The following is a 22,377-nucleotide window of genomic DNA, read 5'->3' as shown; positions in this document are numbered from 1 at the left end:
GCACCGACCGCCAATTCCGGCCCAAATCACCGGCTATTCCGATCGCCCATCGCACCGACTCTTGACGGTTCCGTCCCTACAATTAACTGTCGGCCTCCACGGCATTCACGTCTCGGGGGCGGCCAAATAAGGAGAACGACCATGGGTTTGGGTGACAAGATCCACAACGCCGCCGAGAAACTCCACGGCAAGGGCAAAGCAGCCGCCGGCGATGCCACCGGCAACGACCGGCTGAAGGCCGAGGGCAAAGGCGAGCAAGTCAAAGCGGACCTGAAGCAGGCCGGCGAAAAAATCAAGGATGCCTTCAAGAAACACTGAGACACGCAGCCAGAAGGCAGAGGTGCGGTCCGGACGGACCGCACCTCTGCCTATGCCTATGCCTGGCAGCAGGAAAGATCAAGCGGCCGCTCCCGAAGTTTTTTCACGTCCCAACATGTGTGACTGATAAGTTTCGGTTGACAGGGCATCGGGCTTCATGTGCGGGTCCCGGTCCCCGTGGACGCTCTGGAGAAACCAGTGATGTGGGCTCCGCACGCAGTCTGACTGAGCTACTACCCGTTCTCCTTCTCGCCTTCACGCTCGATGCGTTTGCGCTGGTCCTCGAGCTCCGTCCCGCCCTCGTGGTCGGGGCCCCCGTTAGCAGTACAGCTTCGAGTTGCTGACCTTCAGCTCGAGCATGATCGCATCCAGCTTCACATGCATCGCGGCCGTGTCACGGTTCTGCGTGTTCTGGATGATAAACACCATCAGGAACGTCACGATGGTCGTGCTCGTATGGATGATCAGCTGCCAGCTGTCAGAAAAACCGGGCAGCGGACCGGTGAAAGCCCAGACAGTCAAAACGGCGACCGCAACGGCAAACACCCAGGCAAGCCCCAGCACGCTGGCCAACTTTGTCGTGAACCGTGTGAATACGTCCGGCTTGTCACCCTTATCCCCGGTTGCCATTCTCCTCCCCCATCTGGGCACACCCCGGGGTCTGCAATCTCATCCGCCACTCCAATCTGAACGGGAACCGAGAGAGCGGGCGGACATTAGGATCAATCCCCCTCCCCCGTTCAAGGAACCGGTCCAGGACAGATGCCTTGGGCCGTGGCCGCCCAACAGTCATTGCTGCCTGGACAAGTCCCGGGGGCCCTTTCACGGGCCACCGGCCCGATCAGTCCTCACTTTCCGCCTGGCTCTCTTGGCGGGGAACGGCCTCGGCGCCGTTGCCGGTGGCGGTCGGTCACCGGTTACGAGGGTCCGTCAGCCACGGGTTTTCTAGATACCGTGACGGCATCCGTACCCTCTCACCGGCAGTCGTTCCGGCCCTGCGGTGGAGTCAGTCCGGTATTTCCATCTGGAAACCGCAGCGGCAGCGCAGGACCCTGGTGCGCAGGTACACCTCCAGGGGTCTGTCAACGGAGTGTTCGGTGGACACCGGGACGTAGACGCTGCGGTGCTCGGAGCCGGCGGCGGACATCGGTTCCCCGCAGTGAAGGTAGGCCCCGCCGAACTGCGACACCCCGGATCCTGGACCAGGACGGTTCAGGACCGCGGCAACCTGGGCCACCGTGGCCGGGTGCGCGTAGAAAAAGTCGCATTCAATGCAGGTGTAGGCGGCATCGACCAGCCCTGTTCTCGGCGGTGTCAGGGCCTGGATGGATTCGATGACCAGATGCTCGTCGGTGTCACATTCGGTGCACCAGAGCCGCTGCCCGCGCGGTCCGTTTGCTCGAGCCGGTTTGCGGGGATGGGACATGATCGACATTGACAGACTCCTTTGTCCGGGAGAGCCGCCCCGCCCAGGATCTGCCGGTCGTGGCCCCACCATTGTGCCCCCCTCTGGCATCAGGGTAGCTGTGCGTCAGGAGGCTGACAAGGACACGGGGCCGCGCGTGCGGGCCGGAAGCATAGGGTGCGCGCCCCTGCGCGGCACCGACTATTAGCCGAGAGCCGGCGGCACCAGGAAAGTCCGGCCGACGGCGGTTGACAACGTGCCGCTCCCCATAGGCAGAGCGCACGCGAGGGCGGTACATGGCCCTCTTTTGCTCCGGGAAGTGCTGTGGGACGATGCGTTCATGAGCGAAAACACCGGTCCGGATCCGGCCCACGGCGCCCCCGGCGGCACGGAACGAGCCCGTCATCCCGGTCACCCTTTCCGTCGCGAAAATCTGACGACTCAGCAGATGCGCATCATTGGAAAGCGGCGCAAGGACGCTGAAGAAAAGCTGGCACACCATCTGGAACAGGCCCGGCACCCCGCAGGGGAAGCACATGCTGCAGGGGAACCCGCTGCGGATCACTAGTAAGGTGCCGTTGACGGCTCCCGCAGCCGCCGGCGCGCGGGTCCCGGCAGCACAGTCATCCGCAGCCCCCAAAACCCTCAAGGACGACCGATGAATGAGCACAGTCGGATTCTCCGTCGGCGCCCTGGGCGTCCGTCGTAATCAGCCAGCGGCGGGGCGCCGTGTCCCAGGTCCGGCTGCGACGCGGGCGCCGGCCGCTTCACCCCTCAGCCCGGGACGGGCAGGGCGTCCGGGATCCGCGGTTTCGTGTTTCCTGTGAAGGTGAACGTCGCGTCATCGCCCTCGCCGGCAACGTCGACCGCGATGATCTGGCCGGGCTTGATCTCGCCGAAGATGATCTTCTCGGAGAGCTGGTTCTCGATCTCGCGCTGGATGGTGCGGCGCAGCGGCCGGGCACCCATGGCGGGATCGTAGCCGCGGGTTGCCAGCAGGATCTTGGCCGCGGTGGTGAGCTCGATGCCCATGTCCTTGTCCGCCAGTCGCTGCCCCAGGCGGCTGACGAACATGTCCACGATCTCGATGATCTCGTCCTGGGTGAGCTGCGGGAACACCACAACGTCATCCACACGGTTCAGGAACTCCGGGCGGAAGTGCTGCTTGAGCTCCTCCGTCACGCGGGCACGCATCCGGTTGTACCCGGTCTGCGTGTCCGTGCCGGACTGGAAACCGGTGGCAACGCTCTTGGAAATATCCCGCGTGCCAGGTTGGTGGTCATGATGATCACGGTGTTCTTGAAGTCCACCACCCGGCCCTGGGAGTCGGTCAGGCGGCCGTCTTCCAAGATCTGCAGGAGTGAGTTGAAGAGGTCAGCGTGTGCCTTTTCCACTTCGTCGAACAGGACCACGGAGAACGGACGACGGCGGACCTTCTCGGTGAGCTGCCCACCCTCTTCGTAGCCGACGTAGCCCGGAGGGGCACCGAAGAGACGCGACACCGTGTGCTTCTCCGAGTACTCGGACATGTCCAGCGTGATGAGGGCGTCCTCGTCACCGAACAGGAACTCGGCGAGGGCCTTGGCGAGTTCGGTCTTACCGACACCGGTGGGGCCGGCGAAGATAAACGAACCACCCGGGCGCTTCGGGTCCTTCAGGCCTGCACGGGTACGGCGGATCGCCCGCGACACCGCCTTGATCGCGTCCTCCTGGCCCACCACGCGCTGGTGCAGCTCGTCTTCCATCTTCAGCAGTCGCGAGGACTCTTCCTCGGTCAGCTTGAACACCGGGATGCCCGTGGAGTTCGCCAGGACCTCGGCGATCAGTTCCTCATCCACCTCGGAGATGTCGTCCATGCCGCCGGTCTTCCACTGGCGTTCCTTCTCGGCACGCTCGGCAATGAGCTTCTGCTCCTTGTCGCGCAGCGCAGCGGCACCCTCGTAGTCCTCCGCATCCAACGCGGAGTCCTTCTCCAGCTTCAGTACGGCGATGCGCTCGTCCATCGCCTGGAGCTCCGGCGGGGCGCTCATCCGGCGGATGCGCAGCCGTGCGCCGGCCTCATCGATCAGGTCGATCGCCTTATCCGGCAGGAACCGGTCCGAGATGTAACGCTCCGAGAGGCTCGCCGCGGCGGCCAGCGCACCGTCGGTGATGGTGACCCGGTGGTGCGCCTCGTACCGGTCACGGAGGCCCTTGAGGATCTCGATCGCGTGAGCAACAGAGGGTTCCTTGACCTGGATCGGCTGGAAGCGGCGCTCCAGCGCGGCATCCTTCTCGATGTGCTTGCGGTAGTCATCCAGCGTGGTGGCACCAATGGTCTGGAGCTCACCGCGGGCCAGCAACGGCTTCAGGATCGAAGCCGCATCGATCGCACCCTCGGCCGCACCGGCACCGACCAGGGTGTGGATCTCGTCAATGAACAGGATGATGTCACCGCGGGTGCGGATCTCCTTCAGGACCTTCTTGAGGCGCTCCTCGAAGTCACCGCGGTACCGGGAACCTGCCACGAGGGACCCGAGGTCCAGCGTGTACAGCTGCTTGCCCTTGAGAGTTTCGGGCACGTCGCCGCGAACGATCGCCTGGGCAAGGCCCTCGACGACGGCGGTCTTGCCGACGCCGGGCTCGCCGATCAGCACGGGGTTGTTCTTCGTGCGGCGGGAGAGGACCTGCATGACGCGTTCCATCTCGGATTCGCGCCCGATGACCGGGTCCAGCTTGTTCTCCCGGGCAGCCTGGGTCAGGTTGCGGCCGAACTGGTCCAGGACGACGGAACCGGCGGGGGTGCCTTCGGCCTGGCCCGGGCCTAGGTCTGCGCCCGTGGTTTCCTTGCCCTGGTAGCCGGCGAGCAGCTGGATGACCTGCTGGCGGACGCGGTTGAGGTCCGCCCCGAGCTTGACCAGCACCTGGGCGGCAACGCCTTCACCCTCGCGGATGAGGCCGAGCAGGATGTGCTCGGTGCCGATGTAGTTGTGTCCCAGCTGCAAGGCCTCGCGGAGCGAGAGTTCCAAGACCTTCTTGGCGCGGGGGGTGAAGGGGATGTGCCCGGACGGGGCCTGCTGGCCCGGTCCGATGATCTCCTGTACCTGCTCGCGGACGCCGTCGAGCGAAATGCTCAAGGACTCAAGGGCTTTGGCAGCAACACCTTCACCTTCATGGATCAGACCCAAGAGGATGTGTTCGGTACCGATGTAATTGTGGTTCAGCATGCGTGCCTCTTCCTGGGCAAGCACAACTACGCGACGGGCACGGTCCGTAAATCGCTCAAACATTTCGCCACACTCCTAGCTGCCGCCTACCTTGATGCTACGTCGCCGCGGGCCCTCGTGGGGTGTTCGCCGGAGGCAGGACAAAGAGAGCCAGGTTCCGTGACTTTCCCACGTAAGCGGCAGATTTTTCGCACCGCTATCCGCCACGTCACCGCGTGTGATCTCTGCCGCAATAACACCTCCCGGAGTTCGACGCCGGATCGGTGTGACCGTTACTTATGAATGGCGGTTGATCACAGTTCGAGACGGCCGTTCCAGCTGAATCCGATGACCAGCGATGAACGGCGGTCTCGATGGGATCATCAACAGCTCGTGTGTCTCCCAAGCCCTGGGCTGCAAGACAGGACTCATCTTTGAAATTTCAAGCCCTGCGGTGTGTGACTGGCGATCAGGATGGCCCCGGCGTCCCCATCTTCGCCTGGCGGCTCAAAGACGGTTACTCGGATAACTGGAACTTCTACCACCTCTCCGAGCGGCTGCGCAGGCGCGGATGATTGTTCCGGCCCATCCGATGCCGGCCGAACTTACCGAAGGGACCGCACAGCGGGTCGTCGTCGGCAACGGCTTCAGCCGTGACCTTGCCGGGAGCTTCCTCGGAGACCTCTACCAAAGTCTCATATCTCGACGCGCTGACCGGGCCCATGCCCGGAGAGGGCCACCCCCGCCGCGTTCCACCACTAAGCTCGCGTCACCAAGCAGGCCCTCGCGGCGTTCGCAGACCTGAAATTTCGCCACCGCCGCACGGGAACTGGAGAGCCGAACCTGTGCAGTATCGTGCCGGCGGTCAGCGAGACCTGGTAGTCGCACGCGGTGCACTGCCAAATCTCTCGCGTGGCCACCGGCCATGCTGCCCGCCCCTTGCATGGGTCCGGGCCAGGCTATGGTTGTGCCGCGGCGTGGCCGGCTCTACATTGGGGCATGACCAACGCCGCGGGCCAGCAATCCTTCCATGAGCTTCAGGACATGATCATCAGCACGGCAAGGGCCGCCGGGTCCCGGCCGGAGGGAGGGTCGGGATGCGCATCGGCCTGATCGCTCCGCCGTGGATCCCGGTGCCCCCGCCGGCGTACGGCGGCATCGAGTCCGTCGTCGATGTGCTGGCCCGGGGGCTGGCCGCAGAAGGACACGAAGTGCTTCTGGCGGCCGCGGCCGGCAGTACCTGTCCGGTTCCAAAGGTTCCCGGTGCTCCTGCCGCGGATCCTGCAACAATGGGCGCGTGCGCTGACGAGCTCCGGCACAGTGTGTTCGCCTATGAGGCGATGGACGGCGTCGACCTGATCCACGATCACACCCTCGCCGGGCCCCTGTACCGGCACCGGCCGGAAAAAACACCCCTCATCACCACCGCGCACGGACCCCTAACCGGAGGGATGCGCGGGATCTACCACGCCATGACTGCCGAAGCCTCGCTCATTGCCATCTCACACCACCAGGCCCGCTCCGCCCCAGATCTCAGGGTCAGCCGGGTCATCCACCACGGCATCACCACCGCCGCGGTTCCGGTGGGACGCGGCGAGGGGGGCTACGCATGCTTTCTGGGCCGGATGCACCCCGACAAGGGCCTGCCCCAGGCCATCGGGGCCGCACGGCTGGCCCGGATGCCGCTGCGGATCGCGGCGAAAATGCACAACAGGGACGAGCACGAGTATTTCCGCACCGTCATCGAGCCGCTGCTCGGGCCGGACGTGGAGTACCTGGGCGAACTGAACACGGCGGACAAGTACGCGCTGCTCGGAGGCGCCGTGGCCCTCCTGAATCCCATTCAGTGGCCCGAGCCCTTCGGCATGGTCATGATCGAGTCCCTGGCCGCCGGCACCCCGGTCATCGCCACACCCCGGGGCTCCGCCCCGGAAATCATCGACGACGGCGCAACCGGATTCCTGCGCGGCGGAATCCGCGAACTCGCGGCAGCCCTCAACGAGGCGGGAACGCTGGACCGCAGCGGATGCCGGCGTGCGGCCGCAACACGCTTCAGCGCCAAACGAATGGTCTCCGAACACCTACGGCTCTACGAGGAAGCCCTAACCGGCGTTCCGGCCCCGGCCGACGCCCCCGCACCGCTGGACGCAAGCTCCCTCGTCTGAACAGGAAGGTCCGCCGCTGATGCAAGGCTGAGGAAGCAGCCCCGTGCCGCGCGTTCGGCGAAGGAGTACCCCATCAGCCGGGACAACAGACGTTGCCCACGTGGGCCGACCGTAAGCCGATGAGTCAGGTGAGGTGTCCGCACTCTCCAGGCAGTTGACATCAGCCGATCAACGCGCTGGTCCTATGCGGGCGGCAGGGGTCGGCACAGGCAAATTCAGGCCATTACCACCACTGGCCAAGGCTTGGCGTAGTATTTTTTCCGTTTTCTGAAGCGCCCCCTTTGTGCCTGCCTTGCCGGGGCGAATTGTTGGGCTTACCCAATTCATGGGTCGGAGTTCCGACCGCTCGCTCCAAATATGCGCTCTCGAGGTGATGCACTTTGTCAACAACCCCATCGACGAGCCGATACCCGCCCCGATCGCCCTGCATCTGATCAATGCGGGGTTCGCCAGCGGCGACCTGTCATACACCTACCAAATGAGCGGCGTGTTCGCGCAACTCTTCGAAGTCCTGGAGCGGGCCTATGACCGGCCGTTCGACGGGGATAACGTCAATACCGCCCGGTTCACTAAGCCTTGATCCACCGATGATGGTCGGGGCGCCGACGGCGGTTTAAACCGAGAATGCCCGTCTTTTCAAGGAAAATGGAGCTTGTCTAGAGCACATTAACCACCGAAAAGAGGGCATCTCGTAGATGCAAGTTTCCCATAAGCGCGCCTCCGTGTCAGTTTCCTTTGACGAGCCGAATCTCGTGTCGGTGGCCGGGTTGCTGCCGGTGATGACCTTGGCCCGGGACGCCGGGCTGCAGGAACTGGCCGATGAGTGGCTGTCGGTGCCGACGGACAAGGGCGCCAACGCCGGGCTGAAAGTCGCCGCGCTGGTGGCCGGGATGGTCGCCGGCGCGGACAGCATCGATGACATGGCCCTGCTGCGCCACGGCGGGATGAAGCGGCTCTTCACCGCCGGTTATGCACCCTCGACCCTGGGCTCGTTCCTGCGGTCCTTCACGTTTGGGCACGTGCGGCAGTTGGATGCTGTCGCCTCCCGTTTCCTGGCCAACCTGGGGACTCTGGCGCCGCTGCTCGGGAGCCCAGGGGCGGCGGACTTCGTCTTCGTCGATGTTGACGACACGATCATCGAGGTCCACGGCTATGCCAAGCAGGGCTCCGGCTACGGGTATTCCGGGGTCCGCGGCCTGAACGCCCTGCTGGCCACGGTCTCCGCGAAGGACAATGCCCCGGTCATCCTGGCCCAGCGGCTGCGCAAAGGGGCGGCGAACTCGGCCCGCGGAGCCAAACGCCTGATCACCGACGCCCTGTCCACGCTCAGGCGTGTCCAGACCGGCAGGCGGGTGCTCTGCCGGTTCGATTCGGCCTACTATGGCCATGCCGCGGTTTCCGCGGCCCTGGCCGGCGGGGCGGAAGTCTCCGTGACGGTGCGTATGGACCCGGCCGTCAAACGCGCCATCACCGGGATCCCTGAAGCGGCGTGGAAAACCATCGAATACACCGACGCGGTCTTCGATGAGACCACCAACATCTGGGTCTCGAAGGCCGAGGTCGCCGAAACCGTGTTCACCGCGTTCAGCTCCCGCAAAAAGGACGAGCAGATCACCGGCCGCCTCGTCGTGCGCCGCATCCCGGAACTGAACCCGAAAACCGCCGACGGACAGGAAACCCTCTTCGAGACCCACCGGCACCACGCGTTCTTCACCACCGTGGACGCAGCGGTCCTGGACACCGTCGGGGCGGACAAAACCCACCGGAAACACGCCATTATTGAGCAGGTCAATGCCGATCTGAAGGACAGCGCCCTGGCCCACATGCCCTCGGGTGTTTTCGCGGCGAACTCGGCCTGGCTGGTCGCCGCGGTCATGGCCTACAACCTCACCCGCGCCGCCGGGCTCCTCGCCGCAGGGCATTTCGGGAAGGCCCGGACCGGAACGATCCGCCGCAAACTCATCCACGTCCCGGCCAGGATCGCCACCAGCGCCCGGCGCATCCGTCTTCATCTGCCCGAATCCTGGCCCTGGCAAACACCATGGCAGGCCCTATTCGACCACCTCTACCCGCCACAGCAACCCGCCTGAACCACCGTCAACCCAGCCACACGGCGCAACCGGAAACCACCAGTGGAACACCCAAGGGCAGCGAGGCCGGCACCCCAGCATGCCCGCTGCCCGCACAACGAGCCGAAACCGGATTCAGCTCATCAGCCCAGACGGATCGGTGGATCAAGGCTAAGGCGACCGGTCCGAACGACTGCCGCTGCCTGGTGCTCGCGACCCAGGGCTACCATCGTTACCACTGGAGATCGGCTTAGCGTGACTTTCCCGAGCATTGGTCCTCAAGCCCCGTCCTCGTCGGAGCGCAGATGTACGGCAGCTTCGCCGAGGCACTCGAGGACGTCGTGGTCTGCGGATGACCAGCACTGACGTCCAACGGCCCCTGCTCGGGGACCCAGGATCTCCGTGCGCATCGCCGAGATCCTGGGCTGTGACTGTTAGCCCGGAATGGCGGTTAAATCACAGATCGAATGGCGGTTTTGACCTTATGACCGGGGTACCGGTCGTTGCCCAAAGTGCAGCACGATGCGGGTGGTCGGGCCCCTTGGATGGATCCGGATCTCGGTGTGCCAGGGCGGGCAGTGATCTGCGTCGTTCGGCGGGTTGTCATACTCAGCTTCCACGATCGTGATGCCCTGGCAGGCGACGATCCGCACAAGGCGCATACGAACCCCCACGGCGAGACCGGCTTCTATGTTCCGTTGCTCTTCCTCCGTGCCGCGGCATTCGTATCCCATAACAGGTGGCAGCCAAAAACAAGCGCCGTCGCCGATGGCCATTCGCGTTTCTAGGGTGTGGAGCCCGATGCCATGTTCTCGGAGCCCAAGAATAAGGTCCTCAGTCGGGTTTGATGTTCTGGTTGAGGGTGAAGAAGTTCGTCGGGTCGTACTTGCGTTTGAGTGCCTTGAGTCGGTCGTACTTAGCGGCACCGTAGGCCTGCCTGACCCGCTCCTCGCCCTCTTCCATGAGGAAGTTGACGTAGACGCTGGTGTGGTAGGGCGCGAGGGCGGACCAGAGGTTGCGGGCCCATTCGCGCTCAGCGTCGAAGCCGTCGGCCGTCTTGCTGTTGCCGGCGATGTTGAAGGTGAACCCGGCCCGGCGGCCATTGAACGCAGTGGCGCCGTCGTCGATCCGCCCCACCGCTCCGCCCATTTGCCACAGGCCGATGCTGGTGATCGGCGAGGTGATATGTCTGCCGTGCTCGATCATGATATCGATGACGTCGTCATTAAGGGCTGCGACGTCACAGGACCGGATGTAGTAGGACCAGCCGTGGGGGAATGACGGGTCGAACATCTTCTGATGCTCCACGAACAGTTTCGGCCGGCACAGATCGAGCACAGGCGAGCCGAATTCCTTGAGCGGCCGCAGGACTCGTTCACCCTCCTCAACAGGTCCCGCGTAGCAGGCGGCAATCGCTACGACGTGCTTTCCGACCAGGTCGGGCGGGACGATCGGTAGCGCCGGCGCCCTTCTCTGCACGGCGACCGTCATGAGCTCGTCGGGGCAATCCGCGATCCAATCACGATAAAACCGCAGCACTTCCTGGGCATCTTCCATCAGCCAGAAGACCGGACCTGCCATAACGTAGGGGCCCACAGGGTTAAGACGAAACTCGAACTCAGAGACGATGCCGAAGTTCCCGCCACCGCCCCGCACGCCCCAGAAGAGGTCGGCGTTGTGATCCTCGCTGGCCCTGACCAGCTCGCCTTCGGCGGTGATCACGTCCACGGACAGAAGCTGATCAATCGTGAGTCCGTACTTGCGCATGACCCACCCGAGGCCGCCGCCCAGCGTGAGGCCCGCTACTCCTGTGTGGGTGACGATTCCCGAAGGAACAACGAGTCCGAACTCCTGCGTTTCACGATCGAGCTCGCCGAGCAGTACGCCGGCCTGAACACGTGCCGTTCGCGCTTCAGGGTCCACGCGGATCCCCTTCATCAGCCCGAGATCGATGAGCATGCCGTCGTCACACACTGACAGCCCAGGAAAGCTATGACCGCCTCCACGCACGGCGACCAGCAGATCTTGGGAACGGGCGAGCCGGAGGGCAGCACGTACATCTGCGACGCCGGTGCAGCGGGCTATGAGCGCGGGATGGCGATCAATCGATCCGTTCCACACCTTGCGATGCTCATCGTAACCAACATCATCCGGCCGTACGAGTTCACCCCGAAAGGATGTCTGTAGTTCATCGACAGCACCGCCGGCCATCTTCGTGCCCTCTGCCATAACATCACGGACCTCTCACTCCTCCGAGCAGATTCCCACCGTTCGAACGAACTGGCAAGAGGAAACTGGGGATTAGCGGTTTATCCGGAGGGACATGAAAGGCCCCCGCTGCAGGTCTGCCGATGACGAGATCCACGGCCACCAGCACTAGTTGTAATTCCCACGGAGGTTATGAACAGCGTGGCCGCGATGAGCACTGCTGCCAGGACCAGCAGGGCCTTCCGGGACGGCCACCTGCTGCCTCTCAGCCCCACGTGCGGTATCCGAGACTCATATGGAAATGAAACCAAACCACGGCATCCTGCATGAAAGCAGTGACCGTCAAAAACGACCGTATTCGCTACAGACAAGCAGGTCCGTCTAGTGTCATTTTCCATACTCGCCTGCACGGCTGGCCGCCTGTTCTCGCGGTTGTGCAGGCGAGTGTTGAGCACTGGTTTTTCAATACTCCTCTGCACTAATGTCGTTGTTGCTTACTACTCCTCTGCACACCAAGGGAGGTAGCGGAGTGGATGCAGAATCTACACACATTCGTGAGCCGGGCACGTTGACCATGCCAGATGCTCTGTGGGACCGGACGAAGTCAATTTCGGCGGTGATCACGCCCTTGGCAGCGCACGCGGTCGTCGGCAGGGCGGCAGTTGATGCGGCCGCCCTGGCGTTGGGCATATCGCGACGCCAGGTTTACGTGCTGATCAAACGCCATCGCGACGGGTCTGGGTTACTGACGGATTTGGCCCCGGGCCGCTCCTCCGGAGGGAAAGGAACCGCGCGTCTGTTGGACGAAGTCGAAGACCTCGTCCGCGAGATCGTGCGGAAGCAGTTCCTGACCCGGCAGAAACGGACCTTGGCGGCGGTGTATCGCGACATCGCTGCAGCGTGCCGCGCACGACAGCTCCCTGTCCCGGCCCGAAACACGGTCGAGCGGCGAATCCGGGCGCTGAATCCAGTTGAGGTAGGCCGGCGCAGGGGTGGCCCCAATGCGGTGCGGCCGTTGCAGTCTGCCGGCGACGAGGTGCCGGCGATCAGCACAATTTTGGAACAGGTGCAGATCGATCACACGGTCATCGATGTCATCGTCGTGGACGAGCGGGAGCGCCAACCGATCGGCCGCCCGTATCTGACTGTCGCGATCGATGTCTACAGCCGATGCATTGTTGGCATGGTCGTCACCCTGGAGGCGCCCTCGGCAGTGTCGGTCGGGCTGTGCCTGGCGCATGCCGGCACTGACAAAAGGCCATGGCTTGAAAGTTTGGGTATTGAGGCGCAGTGGCCCATGAGCGGGAAGCCGAGACAGCTGCACCTGGATAACGCCAGCGAATTCAAGAGCGAGGCGCTCCGGCGAGGATGCGAGCAACACGGTATCCAGCTGGCCTACCGCCCGCCGGGCCGGCCTCACTATGGCGGGATCGTGGAACGGGTGATCGGCACCGCAATGCAGCAAATCCACGAACTCCCCGGAACCACCTTTTCCAATCCCGTCGAACGGGGCCGGTATGACTCGGACCGGAAAGCGGCGCTGACCCTGCGCGAGCTGGAGAAATGGATGACCCTGGCCGTTACCAGCTACCACGGCACCATCCACAGCACCTTGGGGCAGACGCCCACCGGTCGGTGGGCAGAAGGAGTGGCGGCCACGGGGCTGCCGGCGGTTGCCTCGAGCCCGACAGCGTTCCTGGTCGACTTCCTTCCCGTCGTGCGGCGTACCCTGACGCGGACGGGATTTGTCATCGACCACGTCCACTATTTCTCGAACGTGCTGAAACCGTGGATCAGCCGACGCGACACGCTTGGGCCGTTCTTGATCCGTCGGGACCCCCGGGACATCAGCAGGATTTGGGTGTTGGAACCAGAGGGGGTTCATTATGTGGAGGTTCCTTACCGGACAATGGCGAACCCGGCTGTGAGCCTGTGGGAGCACAGACACGCCTTGGCGCGGCTACACGAGCGCGGCATAGCGCAAGTGGATGAGGCGGCATTGTTCCGCACGATCGAGCAGATGAGAGAGATCGCGACTACTGCGTCGAAAACAACCAAGCGCATGCGACGCGACGCCGAGCGCCGCAATGCAGCGACGACGCGGCGCGGCGGGATACCAGCCCCTTTATTCCCGCCGGAAGCCCCTGCTGATCAGGCACAGGACACGGTGTCGGATGCGGCCCGGGTGCCGCGATTCGATCAGATCGAGCAGTGGTGACCATGCCCGACTACGAGGCACCCGAGTTGTCCCACCTGCACCCGAGTGTGCGGGACACGGCCCGATTGCCTGCGAACGAACGGGTTGAACTGATCCGGGCCGACCGGTGGATCGGCTACCCGCGCGCGGTGGAGGCCGTGGCCCGCCTGGAGACCCTGCTGTGCTGGCCAGTCAAACAACGAATGCCGAACCTGTTGCTGATCGGGCCGACGAACAACGGCAAGTCGATGATCGTGGAAAAGTTTCGCCGGGGGCACCTACCTGTGACCGAGGCAGACCGGGAAAACATTCCAGTGTTGTGCGTGCAGATGCCGTCCGAGCCCTCCGTGTTGCGCTTCTACATCGCGCTCCTGGCGGCGCTTGGAGCACCTCTTCAACCACGCCGGCGTCTGGCCGACGTTGAGCAGATCTCGCTGAAGCTGCTGCGCACAACGGGAGTGCGCATGCTCGTCATCGACGAGCTGCACAACATCCTCGCCGGGCAGGGCAACAGCCGCCGGGAGTTCCTCAATCTCCTGCGATTCCTGGGCAACGAGCTACGCATCCCGATCATCGGCGTCGGAACACGGGAGGCGTATCTTGCGGTCAGATCCGATGATCAATTGGAGAACCGGTTCGAACCCATCGTCCTTCCCCTGTGGAACATGGGTGAGGACACCCTGTCGTTGTTGGCCAGCTTCGCCGCCGCCCTGCCGCTGCACCGCCCCTCGGACATCGCTACCCCCGATATGGCGCAGTATCTGCTAACCCGAAGCGAGGGAACCATTGGCGAACTCACCCGGCTCTTGACGACCGCGGCGATCGCCGCCGTAGAAAGCGGTGAAGAACGCATCAATCGCCGCACCCTGGTCATGGCCGACTACGCCGGACCCACCGAACGGCGGCGCTTGTTCGAACGCGAACTCAGATGAGACCGCCGGAACGCTGGCCCCTGCACCCGGCACCTGCAGAAACGGAATCGTTGTCCTCCTGGCTGCGGCGGATTGCCGCCAGCTACGGCATGTACTCCTACGAGCTGCTCGAACACGGACTCGGCCACCGGGAACTCAGCGATACCGAGCTGGATCTGAACCCGCCGACGGACCTGCTCGAAGAGCTCGCCAACCGCACCGGTCTTGACCAACACCGCGTAAACGCCATGACCATGGCCGGATGGGTGCCATGGCTCTTCGACAGCCTCATCCCTGCCCCCGGCGCTTACGAAACCTATGTGCACCAGCTCTCGGTGCTCCTGCCGCCCAAGCGGCGCAATATCTACGCCCCGCGGAAGTGGCTGCCATGGCTGCCGGGAGCGGGGGTGCGGCGGGGATGCCCGGACTGCCTGGAGTCCAGCCCGACGCTGCTGCTCTTCTGGCAATTGCCGGTCATGGCCAGCTGCCCGGTACACGGGCGCCGGCTCGAAACCTACGAAGGAAACCCTCCTGATTACATTCTGTGGGCAACTCCCGCTCATGACCAGCGGCCCCTGCCGGAGTCATTGTCCCTCCTGGACCGGCGCACCTGGCAGGCGATAACGACCGGTTCCGTTGACCTGCCCCGGTATCCGGTTCACGCCGGCATCTGGTTCCGGCTGCTGCGGACCCTCCTGGACGAACTCACCACAGCCCAGGGACGATATGGCCGGCAACTGGACGACGTGCGTCGTGTCTGGGAACACTGCGGTCACCCGTTCCGGGCCGGCCTGTATTCGTGGCAGCCGTTCGAGACCCTTCACTGGACCGTCCAGCAGCAGCTGCTCGAAGCAGCCGCCGCAGCGATGGAACTGATCGAAGCCGGCTCGCTGAGCGCCCTGGGAACCTCCGCACACCTCCTGCGCCCCGGACCAAACCCCCGGATCAGCGACGGAATCCGGCCCGGCCGACCGACAGCGACCGCAGAAGCTTGGAAGAAGCCGACTCTCGATGAGCTCTGGAAACAGGCAACGGACGCACTGGAAGTCTGCATCGCAGCAGCCAAAGCAGACCCGCTCGTCGCGCAGCAGCTCTACGACTTCGCACGGTACGGATGCCGGAGTGAAGAATCCGTGGGCAGTCTCCGGGAAACCTTCGCCGAGCTTCACATACCCCTCGACTTTTTGTCACAAACAGAGAATCAATGACCCTTTGCCTGACTTAGAATAAAGAACCGGTTAAGTGACATATTTTGATTCCAGCCCGATTCGGAATCACACTGTCACTTAAACGGACGTATAAATGACAGGGGAAAATCATGCTCGTCGGATACATGCGCGTCTCAAAAGCGGACGGGTCCCAGAGCACCGACCTGCAGCGCGACGCGCTCTTGGCTGCCGGCGTCGGGCCGGGTCAGTTGTATGAGGACAAGGCCTCCGGGAAGACGGATGACCGCCCGGAACTGGCCGCCTGTCTGAAGGCGCTGCGCGACCATGAAGACACACTGGTCGTCTGGAAACTGGACCGGCTCGGCAGGAACCTCCGGCACCTGGTCAACATCGTCCACGACCTGACCGAACGCGGCATCGGACTCAAAGTCCTCACCGGCCAGGGCGCTGCCATTGATACGACGACCGCGTCCGGGAAGTTGGTCTTCGGGATCTTTGCCGCCCTGGCCGAATTCGAGCGCGAACTGATCTCCGAACGAACCATCGCGGGCCTCGCCTCCGCTCGGGCCCGCGGCCGCAACGGCGGACGCCCCTACAAGATGACTCCCGCGAAACTCCGGCTCGCCATGGCCTCCATGGGAAAACCCGAAACCAAAATCAGCGAACTCTGCATCGAGCTCGGCATCACCCGCCAGACCCTGTACCGGCACGTTTCACCCACCGGGGAGCTGCGCCAAGACGGTCGAAAGCTCCTTTCCCGGTAGGCGCACGCGTACGTTACTGGGCCTGTCCGTGTCCGTTGGGTCCTTGTGCGGTGTGAAGGTCGGAGAACCATCTGTCATGTTGATAAGCCGGGCGCTTGTAGGCTCGTGGCCACAGTATTTGTTGGTTCGGTCTCACTTAAGGAAACTATGACCCTGGGGATGAATGGAAACGTGGACGAGGATGATTGCCTCGCCTCAGTCCTCGCGGCTGCCCGGGAGGCGACCGCTGATATTGCGCTGATAACCGACTCAACGCAGGCAATTGTGTATGTTTCTGCTTCTTTTACCGCCATGACCGGGTATGAGCAGGCTGAGTTGATGGGCCGGAACTGTCGTGTTTTGCAGGGACCGGGCACCGATTCCACCACGAGACGCCTCATGCGGGAAGTCCTCGCGTCGGGGGAAGTCTTCGAAGGAGAAATCCTCAATTACCGCAAGAACGGTTCCGCGTTCTGGACAGCGTTGAAGATCATCCCGATGCGGGTGGGCGCCGAAACGGCGATCACCCACTTTGTGAGTATCCAACGCGATATCAGCAACCAGGTGGCCTTGCTGAAGCAGCTGCAGACCCAGGCACTTCACGACTCCGTGACAGGGCTGCCGAACCGGACGGCGGCCGAACGGGTCGTGGAGGAAGTTGTGAAACGGTCCCTTCACCGGGAAGTGGCTGTGGCGGTTGGCCTGATTGATCTGGATGATTTCCGTCTCGTCAACAACACGCTGGGTCATGCTGCGGGCGATGAGGTGTTGCGGCAGTGGGCGGACCGTATGCTCTCATGTCTGCGGGAAGGCGATGTGCTGGCCCGGATGGGCGGGGATGAATTCATCCTGGTCCTCAAAAACATCACCCGTAGCACCGCAAACGAGGACCTGCCCGGAATACTCCACCGGGTCCATGAGGCAGTTAAGGAACCCTTCGCTGTTGACGGCGGGCAGGTCCGCATCGGAATGAGCTTGGGGATCGCACTGGTTCCCGAGGACGGCACCGACAGCCGGTCCATTCTTCGCAGCGCCGATGAGGCGCTCTATGTAGCCAAGGAACGCCGAAACGATCGGAGGACCTGGTGGGAGACCACGGAACACGCCGGCACCCACTCACAAGACAGCGACAACAGTGGTAGCGCCAATGGCAGCTCCGGCACGGGAGAAAAAGCAAGTCCGGAGGACTATCGAGGCGCTCTAAAGAGTGGAAACATCCTTGTTCACCTCCAGCCCGTGGTGGATCTCCGCGATGGGGGCGTGCACCTGTTCGAGGCTCTGGCGCGCCTGAAGCTACCCGGAGGACGCGTCGCGTACCCCGATGGATTCCTGCCTCACTTCGGACCTGACGATCTGCGCGTTTTGTTCACCGGCGTCCTCGATCGGGCGTTGGGAATCCTCGCAGCATGGGACCAGGAGGGTATCCGTCACGACGTGTCGGTGAACCTGCCACCAGCAGTTCTGCTCGACGGGTCGACACCGGCGCTCGTCCAGGAAATGCTCTCGGCACATAACATCGAGCCGGGGCGTTTGGGATTGGAACTGCTGGAATCGGAGGACATAAGCCTCGAGGAGCAGCGCACTACCTTGCGGGAGCTCGTCGACTTGGGAGTAGGCCTTGCCATGGATGATCTCGGATCCGGCTACAGCAGCCTGCAAAGACTCTCAACATTCCCGTTCAGCGCCATCAAACTCGACCGCGGACTACTCCTCCACGTCAAGGACAGGCCCGTGGAAACGCTCAGCGTCATGGCAACCCTCATCCAATTAGGCCGGGACCTGGGCATGAATGTCGTTATCGAAGGACTGGAGAACGAAAGCCTGACCGAAGCCGCTACCGTCCTCGGTGCACCGCTGGGCCAGGGCTATTACCTTGCCAAACCAATGCCACCACAAGACTGCCTTCGGTGGTCTGATTCCTTCACCCTCCAATCACACCTATCCCCGATACAGACACCGCTCGGCGCTCTGGCCTATCACTGGCAGTTCGCCCGACTAGCCGCGCCGCACCCGCTGGAACTCGACCGCTGCCCCCTCACCCACTTCATCCATGACGCCAACGCCTCCGCCGAGGTGAATCCATGGCACGCACAACAACACGAGATACCGGGGATACACCCCGACTCCAACCAATTCCTCATCGACTGGCTCACCCGGCAGATCCGCGAACACAGCCCACAAGAATCCTCTGAGCATGTTCCGTCCCTGCCCACTTAACACTCGCGCCAGCCGCCCCACAGCCGCACCCGCCGTCCTTGATGGGCACGGAAGACGCCCGCTCATCTGCGGCGCAAAAGATCTTGGTCCTGACAGGCCGGCAGCAGTAGCTCCAGTGAGCAGCCGCTAAATTGATCATCCTCCCGGGACATTGCCATACGTGTCAGACTGCTTGCCAAGAACCAGATTAATCCGCGGCATTAACAGTGCAGACGACTTCGGACATTCCGTGCAGACGACTCCTGAAAATGACATCTAGAAAATTCCATGCACACTCGATTTTTGTAGCGAAACACAGTGCCGGTTTCTATGTCCCGGTTCTTCTGGTGGTTGACGGGTATTGGTACATTTGGGCGCATGGGACATCTGTTGGGCTATGCCCGGGTATCGACTGGGGACCGGGACGCGGCCCTGCAGCAGGACGCGTTGAAGGCTGCCGGCTGCTACCGGATCTTCACCGACACGGCTTCCGGGTCTCTGGAGTCGCGCCCGGAACTGACGAAGGTTCTGGATCAGCTCCGGCCCGGGGACACGCTGGTTGTGTGGCGGCTGGACCGGCTCGGCCGGTCCATCCGGCATCTGATTGACCAGCTGGCCGATCTCCAGGGGCGTGGCATCGGTTTCCGGTCCCTGCAGGAGGCGATCGATACAACATCATCAGGCGGACGTCTCGTCTTCCACGTGTTCGCAGCCCTTGCCGAATTTGAACGGGATCTGATCCGTGAGCGCACCAACGCCGGGCTTCAGGCAGCGCGGGCGCGCGGGCGCGTTGGAGGCCGGCCTCCGCTGCTGACGAAGGACAAGCTCCGGACCGCCCGCCGGATGTATGAGCAGAAGGACATGACGGTCGAAAAGATCGGTGAGGTCCTCGGCGTCAGCCGGACCACTGTGTATCGGGCGCTCCGGCGCGAACCGGTCCCTGCTGCGCCGCGGCGGCGTTCAACGGCAACACATAAGACAGTCCGGTGACGGCCGGAGGCAGTGGTACCCTCAGCGGTAACACTGCCTCCATGCCTGACCAGACGGCGTTGGTGCGCTGGCAGATCCTGCGCCGGCATATCGAGGACGGAGTGCCGCTGACGACCCTCGCGGCACACGAAGGCATCGGGCTTCGGACACTGCAGCGCTGGCACGCGGCCCACAAGCGCAACGGCATCGCCGGACTGGCTACAGCCAACCGTGGGACCACCCGACGCCGGAGCACCTCCGAGCTGGTCGCCCTCGTCGAAGGCCTGGCTTTGGTGAAACCGCCCCTGTCTGTGGCTGCCGTCGCCCGCAAGGCCAACCGCGTCGCCGCCGACCACGACTGGTCGCCGCTCTCCTACAGTACGGTCCGCTCCATCACCATGGGCCTTGACCCCGGCATGAGAACACTCGCCCAACAGGGAACTGCCGTCTACCGGGACACCTACGAACTGGCCTGGCGGCACCGGGCCGAGCGCCCCAACGCCATCTGGCAGGCAGACCACACCGAACTGGACATCCTCGTCCTGGATGCAAACCTGAAACCCGGGCGCCCGTGGCTCACCACGATCATGGACGACTACTCCCGCGCGATCTGCGGCTACATGCTCTTCCTCGGGGCACCGTCTGCCCTGAACACCGCACTGGCGCTGCGGCAGGGGATCTGGCCCAAAGCCGGCGCAGGGTGGCCGATGTGCGGGATACCCGACGTCCTCTACGTCGACCACGGGTCAGACTTCACCAGTCACCACCTGGCCCAGACCGCGAAGGACCTGCACTTCGAAATCACCTACTCAACGGTCGCCAGACCCCAAGGCCGGGGAAAGATCGAACGGTTCTACGGCACCGTTAATACGGAGCTGCTGGCCGAACTGCCCGGACATTTGGCCCGTGGCCACCCGCGACCGGCACCAGTACTGACACTCAAAGAGCTGGACACGGCCATCGGCCGCTTCATCACGGAGGACTACCACCAGCGGGAGCACAACGAGATCAGGGCCACCCCGCACCACGCCTGGGTAGGTGACGGCTGGCTGCCCCGGCTCCCGGCAACCATGGACGAATTGAACCTTTTGTTGCTGACCGTGGCAAAACCCCGCATCGTCCACCGCGACGGCGTGCACTTCCAGGGACTCAGATACGTCTCGCCCCTGTTGGCCGCCTACGTCCGCGAACCAGTCATTGTCCGCTACGACCCGCGGGACATCACCGAGATCCGCGTCTTCCACAAGAATCAGTTCATCTGCAAGGCCGTGGACCCCGACCACGAAACCTCCACCCTGACGCTCAAGGACATCCAGGCCGCACGATCGGCCCGCCGCCGGGAACTGCGCGGACAAATCAACCAACGCATCGCCGTCGTCGCCAGGCGCCTGCCCGACCTGGCATCAGCGAAACCGGCTCCCGACCCGGACCCTGCCGATCAACCCAAAAAGCGCCCGAAGCTCCGCACCTATCTGGAGGACGACCGATGACAACACAAAGCTTCATTGCCACCAAAGAGCACCGCCGGTTCGCGGAGTTCGCCGACGCGGTGCGCCGCCAGCACACCATCGGCATCTGCTACGGCCAGGCCGGCATCGGAAAGACCCTCTCCGCCAAGCGCTACGCCAACTGGCACAAGGCAGAGAACCTCCTGGAACAGTGGGGTCCCCGGGACGACTCCGACTACCAGATCTACGCGGCCCTGGCCCGGGCACGCAGCGTCTTCTACACCCCGGCCGTGCTCACCTCACCCAAACAGATCCACGCCGACCTCGAGCACATCAGCACCCGCGTCTCGATCTGCGTGGACCAGCACCTGGAAAAAATCGGCAAGAAGACAGGACCGCACACCCGCACCGCTAAGCATGTAGAGCTGCTCATCATTGACGAATCCGAGCGCCTCAACGCCACTTCCCTAGAACTGCTGCGCGACCGCTACGATCGCGACAGCATAGCCCTGATCCTCATCGGCATGCCCGGCATCGAAAAATGGTTCAGCCGCTACGCACAGCTCTACAGCAGGGTCGGCTTCGCCCACGAATACCGCCCACTCGCACAGGAAGAACTGAATTTCGTCCTGGAACGCCGATGGCACAAACTCGGCCAAACCCTGAACCCGGAAGACTTCACCGATGCCCAGGCCATCGCCACCGTTGCCCGGATCACCCGAGGCAACTTCCGCCTCATCGACCGGCTCTTCACCCAAATCGAGCGAATCATGAAAATCAACGAACTCAGCACCATCACCGACGACGTCATTGAAGCCGCACGCTCAACCCTCGTCATCGGGATCAGTTAGAACCGCCAAACCGAGCTGTGAAAAAACCGCCATTCCGAACTAACAGTCACAGTCAGGCTACGGAGAATTTCCTGATCAGAAAATTGGGGGGCCCTGCGAATTATGGATTGAGCGCGTCGGGCTAGGCGGGCAAGCGTTGCTTCGATGGCTTTCGACTCTGAATACGACCTAGAAGACGAGGACTTTGTCCGCCTCGATGGTCCAGTCGGCGAGTTCGTTCATGGTGGAACGCCGGGCTTCCGGTATGAGAAGTTCGTCGGTGATGCCGCGGGCGTCCATGCAGGTGCTGCAGCATCCTATCTGCGCGCCGTGTCGGGCCGTGTCGGTCAGCATTCGGTCCAGTTTGTAGTAGCCGTCCGGGGTTTTCTGTCCGGCCATGGCGGCGGTGACGCCGTCGCCCATGAGGAAGATCTGCAGGGAAGCGTTGTCACGCTGGGCGAGGGTTTTGGCGAGCCGCAGCGCGTTGTAGGTGGCGTCCTGGCCGTAGGCGGCACCGTTGATGATCATCAGGATCTTCATGGGGAGACTTTTCCGTTCTTCGGA

At 63.3% G+C, this 22,377-nt stretch carries 19 protein-coding genes and 1 pseudogene; 14 read left to right on the top strand and 6 right to left on the bottom strand.

The features are described 5' to 3' along the window. Window positions 1–141 precede the first annotated feature (141 nt). Window positions 142–318, top strand: coding sequence for a CsbD family protein (locus ASPU41_RS14235; protein WP_069951468.1), 177 nt, complete (start codon window positions 142–144; stop codon window positions 316–318). A 318-nt stretch (window positions 319–636) separates the two neighbouring features. On the opposite strand, the gene ASPU41_RS14230 is transcribed toward ASPU41_RS14235, so the two are convergent. Both ASPU41_RS14230 and ASPU41_RS14225 read right to left on the bottom strand, forming a co-directional pair. Next, on the bottom strand, window positions 637–948 hold the full coding sequence (locus ASPU41_RS14230) for a low affinity iron permease family protein (RefSeq protein WP_069951467.1): 312 nt from the start codon (window positions 946–948) through the stop codon (window positions 637–639). 376 nt (window positions 949–1,324) lie between these two features. Further along, entirely contained in the window at window positions 1,325–1,753 is a 429-nt protein-coding gene (locus ASPU41_RS14225; RefSeq protein WP_069951466.1) for a hypothetical protein, read from the bottom strand. A gap of 310 nt (window positions 1,754–2,063) precedes the next feature. Between ASPU41_RS14225 and ASPU41_RS14220 the strand changes: the two genes are divergently transcribed. Next, the gene (locus ASPU41_RS14220) at window positions 2,064–2,291 is read left to right on the top strand and encodes a hypothetical protein (RefSeq protein ID WP_157357003.1); all 228 of its coding nucleotides are present in this window, start codon (window positions 2,064–2,066) and stop codon (window positions 2,289–2,291) included. 206 nt (window positions 2,292–2,497) lie between these two features. On the opposite strand, the pseudogene ASPU41_RS14215 reads toward ASPU41_RS14220, so the two are convergent. After that, a pseudogene (locus ASPU41_RS14215) lies at window positions 2,498–4,992 on the bottom strand (ATP-dependent Clp protease ATP-binding subunit). Window positions 4,993–6,005: 1,013 nt separating this feature from the next. Between ASPU41_RS14215 and ASPU41_RS14205 the strand changes: the two are divergent. The 3 genes from ASPU41_RS14205 (at window position 6,006) to ASPU41_RS14195 (ending at window position 9,163) form a co-directional block, all read left to right on the top strand. Then, the gene (locus tag ASPU41_RS14205) at window positions 6,006–7,073 is read left to right on the top strand and encodes a glycosyltransferase family 4 protein (RefSeq protein WP_069951463.1); all 1,068 of its coding nucleotides are present in this window, start codon (window positions 6,006–6,008) and stop codon (window positions 7,071–7,073) included. Between the two features lie 370 nt (window positions 7,074–7,443). Further along, window positions 7,444–7,653, top strand: coding sequence for a hypothetical protein (locus ASPU41_RS23055; RefSeq protein ID WP_197515661.1), 210 nt, complete (start codon window positions 7,444–7,446; stop codon window positions 7,651–7,653). A gap of 115 nt (window positions 7,654–7,768) precedes the next feature. Next, complete coding sequence (locus ASPU41_RS14195) at window positions 7,769–9,163, top strand: IS1380 family transposase (protein WP_083266399.1); 1,395 nt, start codon at window positions 7,769–7,771, stop codon at window positions 9,161–9,163. Between the two features lie 461 nt (window positions 9,164–9,624). Here the strand turns inward: ASPU41_RS14195 and ASPU41_RS14190 are convergent, their stop codons facing one another. Both ASPU41_RS14190 and ASPU41_RS14185 read right to left on the bottom strand, forming a co-directional pair. After that, complete coding sequence (locus ASPU41_RS14190) at window positions 9,625–9,918, bottom strand: hypothetical protein (RefSeq protein ID WP_069951461.1); 294 nt, start codon at window positions 9,916–9,918, stop codon at window positions 9,625–9,627. Window positions 9,919–9,976: 58 nt separating this feature from the next. After that, on the bottom strand, window positions 9,977–11,227 hold the full coding sequence (locus ASPU41_RS14185) for an FAD-binding oxidoreductase (protein ID WP_231941349.1): 1,251 nt from the start codon (window positions 11,225–11,227) through the stop codon (window positions 9,977–9,979). On the opposite strand from ASPU41_RS14185, the gene ASPU41_RS23460 reads away from it, so the two are divergent. From ASPU41_RS23460 to ASPU41_RS14145, 9 genes are all read left to right on the top strand, one after another. Then, complete coding sequence (locus tag ASPU41_RS23460) at window positions 11,135–11,329, top strand: hypothetical protein (protein ID WP_231941504.1); 195 nt, start codon at window positions 11,135–11,137, stop codon at window positions 11,327–11,329. The two genes, ASPU41_RS14185 and ASPU41_RS23460, sit on opposite strands and share 93 nt — an antisense overlap. Before the next feature lie 550 nt (window positions 11,330–11,879). Further along, the gene (locus ASPU41_RS14180) at window positions 11,880–13,568 is read left to right on the top strand and encodes a DDE-type integrase/transposase/recombinase (protein WP_069951459.1); all 1,689 of its coding nucleotides are present in this window, start codon (window positions 11,880–11,882) and stop codon (window positions 13,566–13,568) included. A gap of 2 nt (window positions 13,569–13,570) precedes the next feature. Continuing rightward, window positions 13,571–14,479 (top strand): TniB family NTP-binding protein, encoded by a 909-nt coding sequence (locus ASPU41_RS14175; protein WP_069951458.1) that lies wholly within the window; start codon window positions 13,571–13,573, stop codon window positions 14,477–14,479. Next, window positions 14,476–15,666, top strand: coding sequence for a TniQ family protein (locus tag ASPU41_RS14170; protein WP_069951457.1), 1,191 nt, complete (start codon window positions 14,476–14,478; stop codon window positions 15,664–15,666). The genes ASPU41_RS14175 and ASPU41_RS14170 overlap by 4 nt, the downstream gene beginning before the upstream one ends. A 110-nt stretch (window positions 15,667–15,776) precedes the next feature. After that, on the top strand, window positions 15,777–16,391 hold the full coding sequence (locus ASPU41_RS14165) for a recombinase family protein (RefSeq protein ID WP_069951456.1): 615 nt from the start codon (window positions 15,777–15,779) through the stop codon (window positions 16,389–16,391). 171 nt (window positions 16,392–16,562) lie between these two features. After that, window positions 16,563–18,587: a putative bifunctional diguanylate cyclase/phosphodiesterase gene (locus tag ASPU41_RS14160; protein WP_197515660.1), complete on the top strand. Its 2,025-nt coding sequence runs from the start codon at window positions 16,563–16,565 to the stop codon at window positions 18,585–18,587. 357 nt (window positions 18,588–18,944) lie between these two features. Beyond that, entirely contained in the window at window positions 18,945–19,556 is a 612-nt protein-coding gene (locus ASPU41_RS14155; RefSeq protein ID WP_069951454.1) for a recombinase family protein, read from the top strand. 41 nt (window positions 19,557–19,597) lie between these two features. Further along, the gene (locus ASPU41_RS14150; RefSeq protein WP_069951453.1) at window positions 19,598–21,025 is read left to right on the top strand and encodes a Mu transposase C-terminal domain-containing protein; all 1,428 of its coding nucleotides are present in this window, start codon (window positions 19,598–19,600) and stop codon (window positions 21,023–21,025) included. Then, a complete protein-coding gene (locus ASPU41_RS14145) occupies window positions 21,022–21,834 on the top strand; it encodes an AAA family ATPase (protein ID WP_069951452.1) in 813 nt (270 codons plus the stop codon). Before ASPU41_RS14150 ends, ASPU41_RS14145 begins: the two co-directional genes overlap by 4 nt. Before the next feature lie 168 nt (window positions 21,835–22,002). Here ASPU41_RS14145 and ASPU41_RS14140 read toward each other — a convergent pair whose 3' ends face one another. After that, window positions 22,003–22,353 (bottom strand): DsrE/DsrF/TusD sulfur relay family protein, encoded by a 351-nt coding sequence (locus ASPU41_RS14140; RefSeq protein WP_069951451.1) that lies wholly within the window; start codon window positions 22,351–22,353, stop codon window positions 22,003–22,005. Window positions 22,354–22,377 lie beyond the last annotated feature (24 nt).

Origin of the sequence: Arthrobacter sp. U41, from assembly GCF_001750145.1 — a bacterium.
Lineage (GTDB): Bacteria > Actinomycetota > Actinomycetes > Actinomycetales > Micrococcaceae > Arthrobacter.
This window is presented reverse-complemented; position numbering and strand designations above follow the sequence as displayed.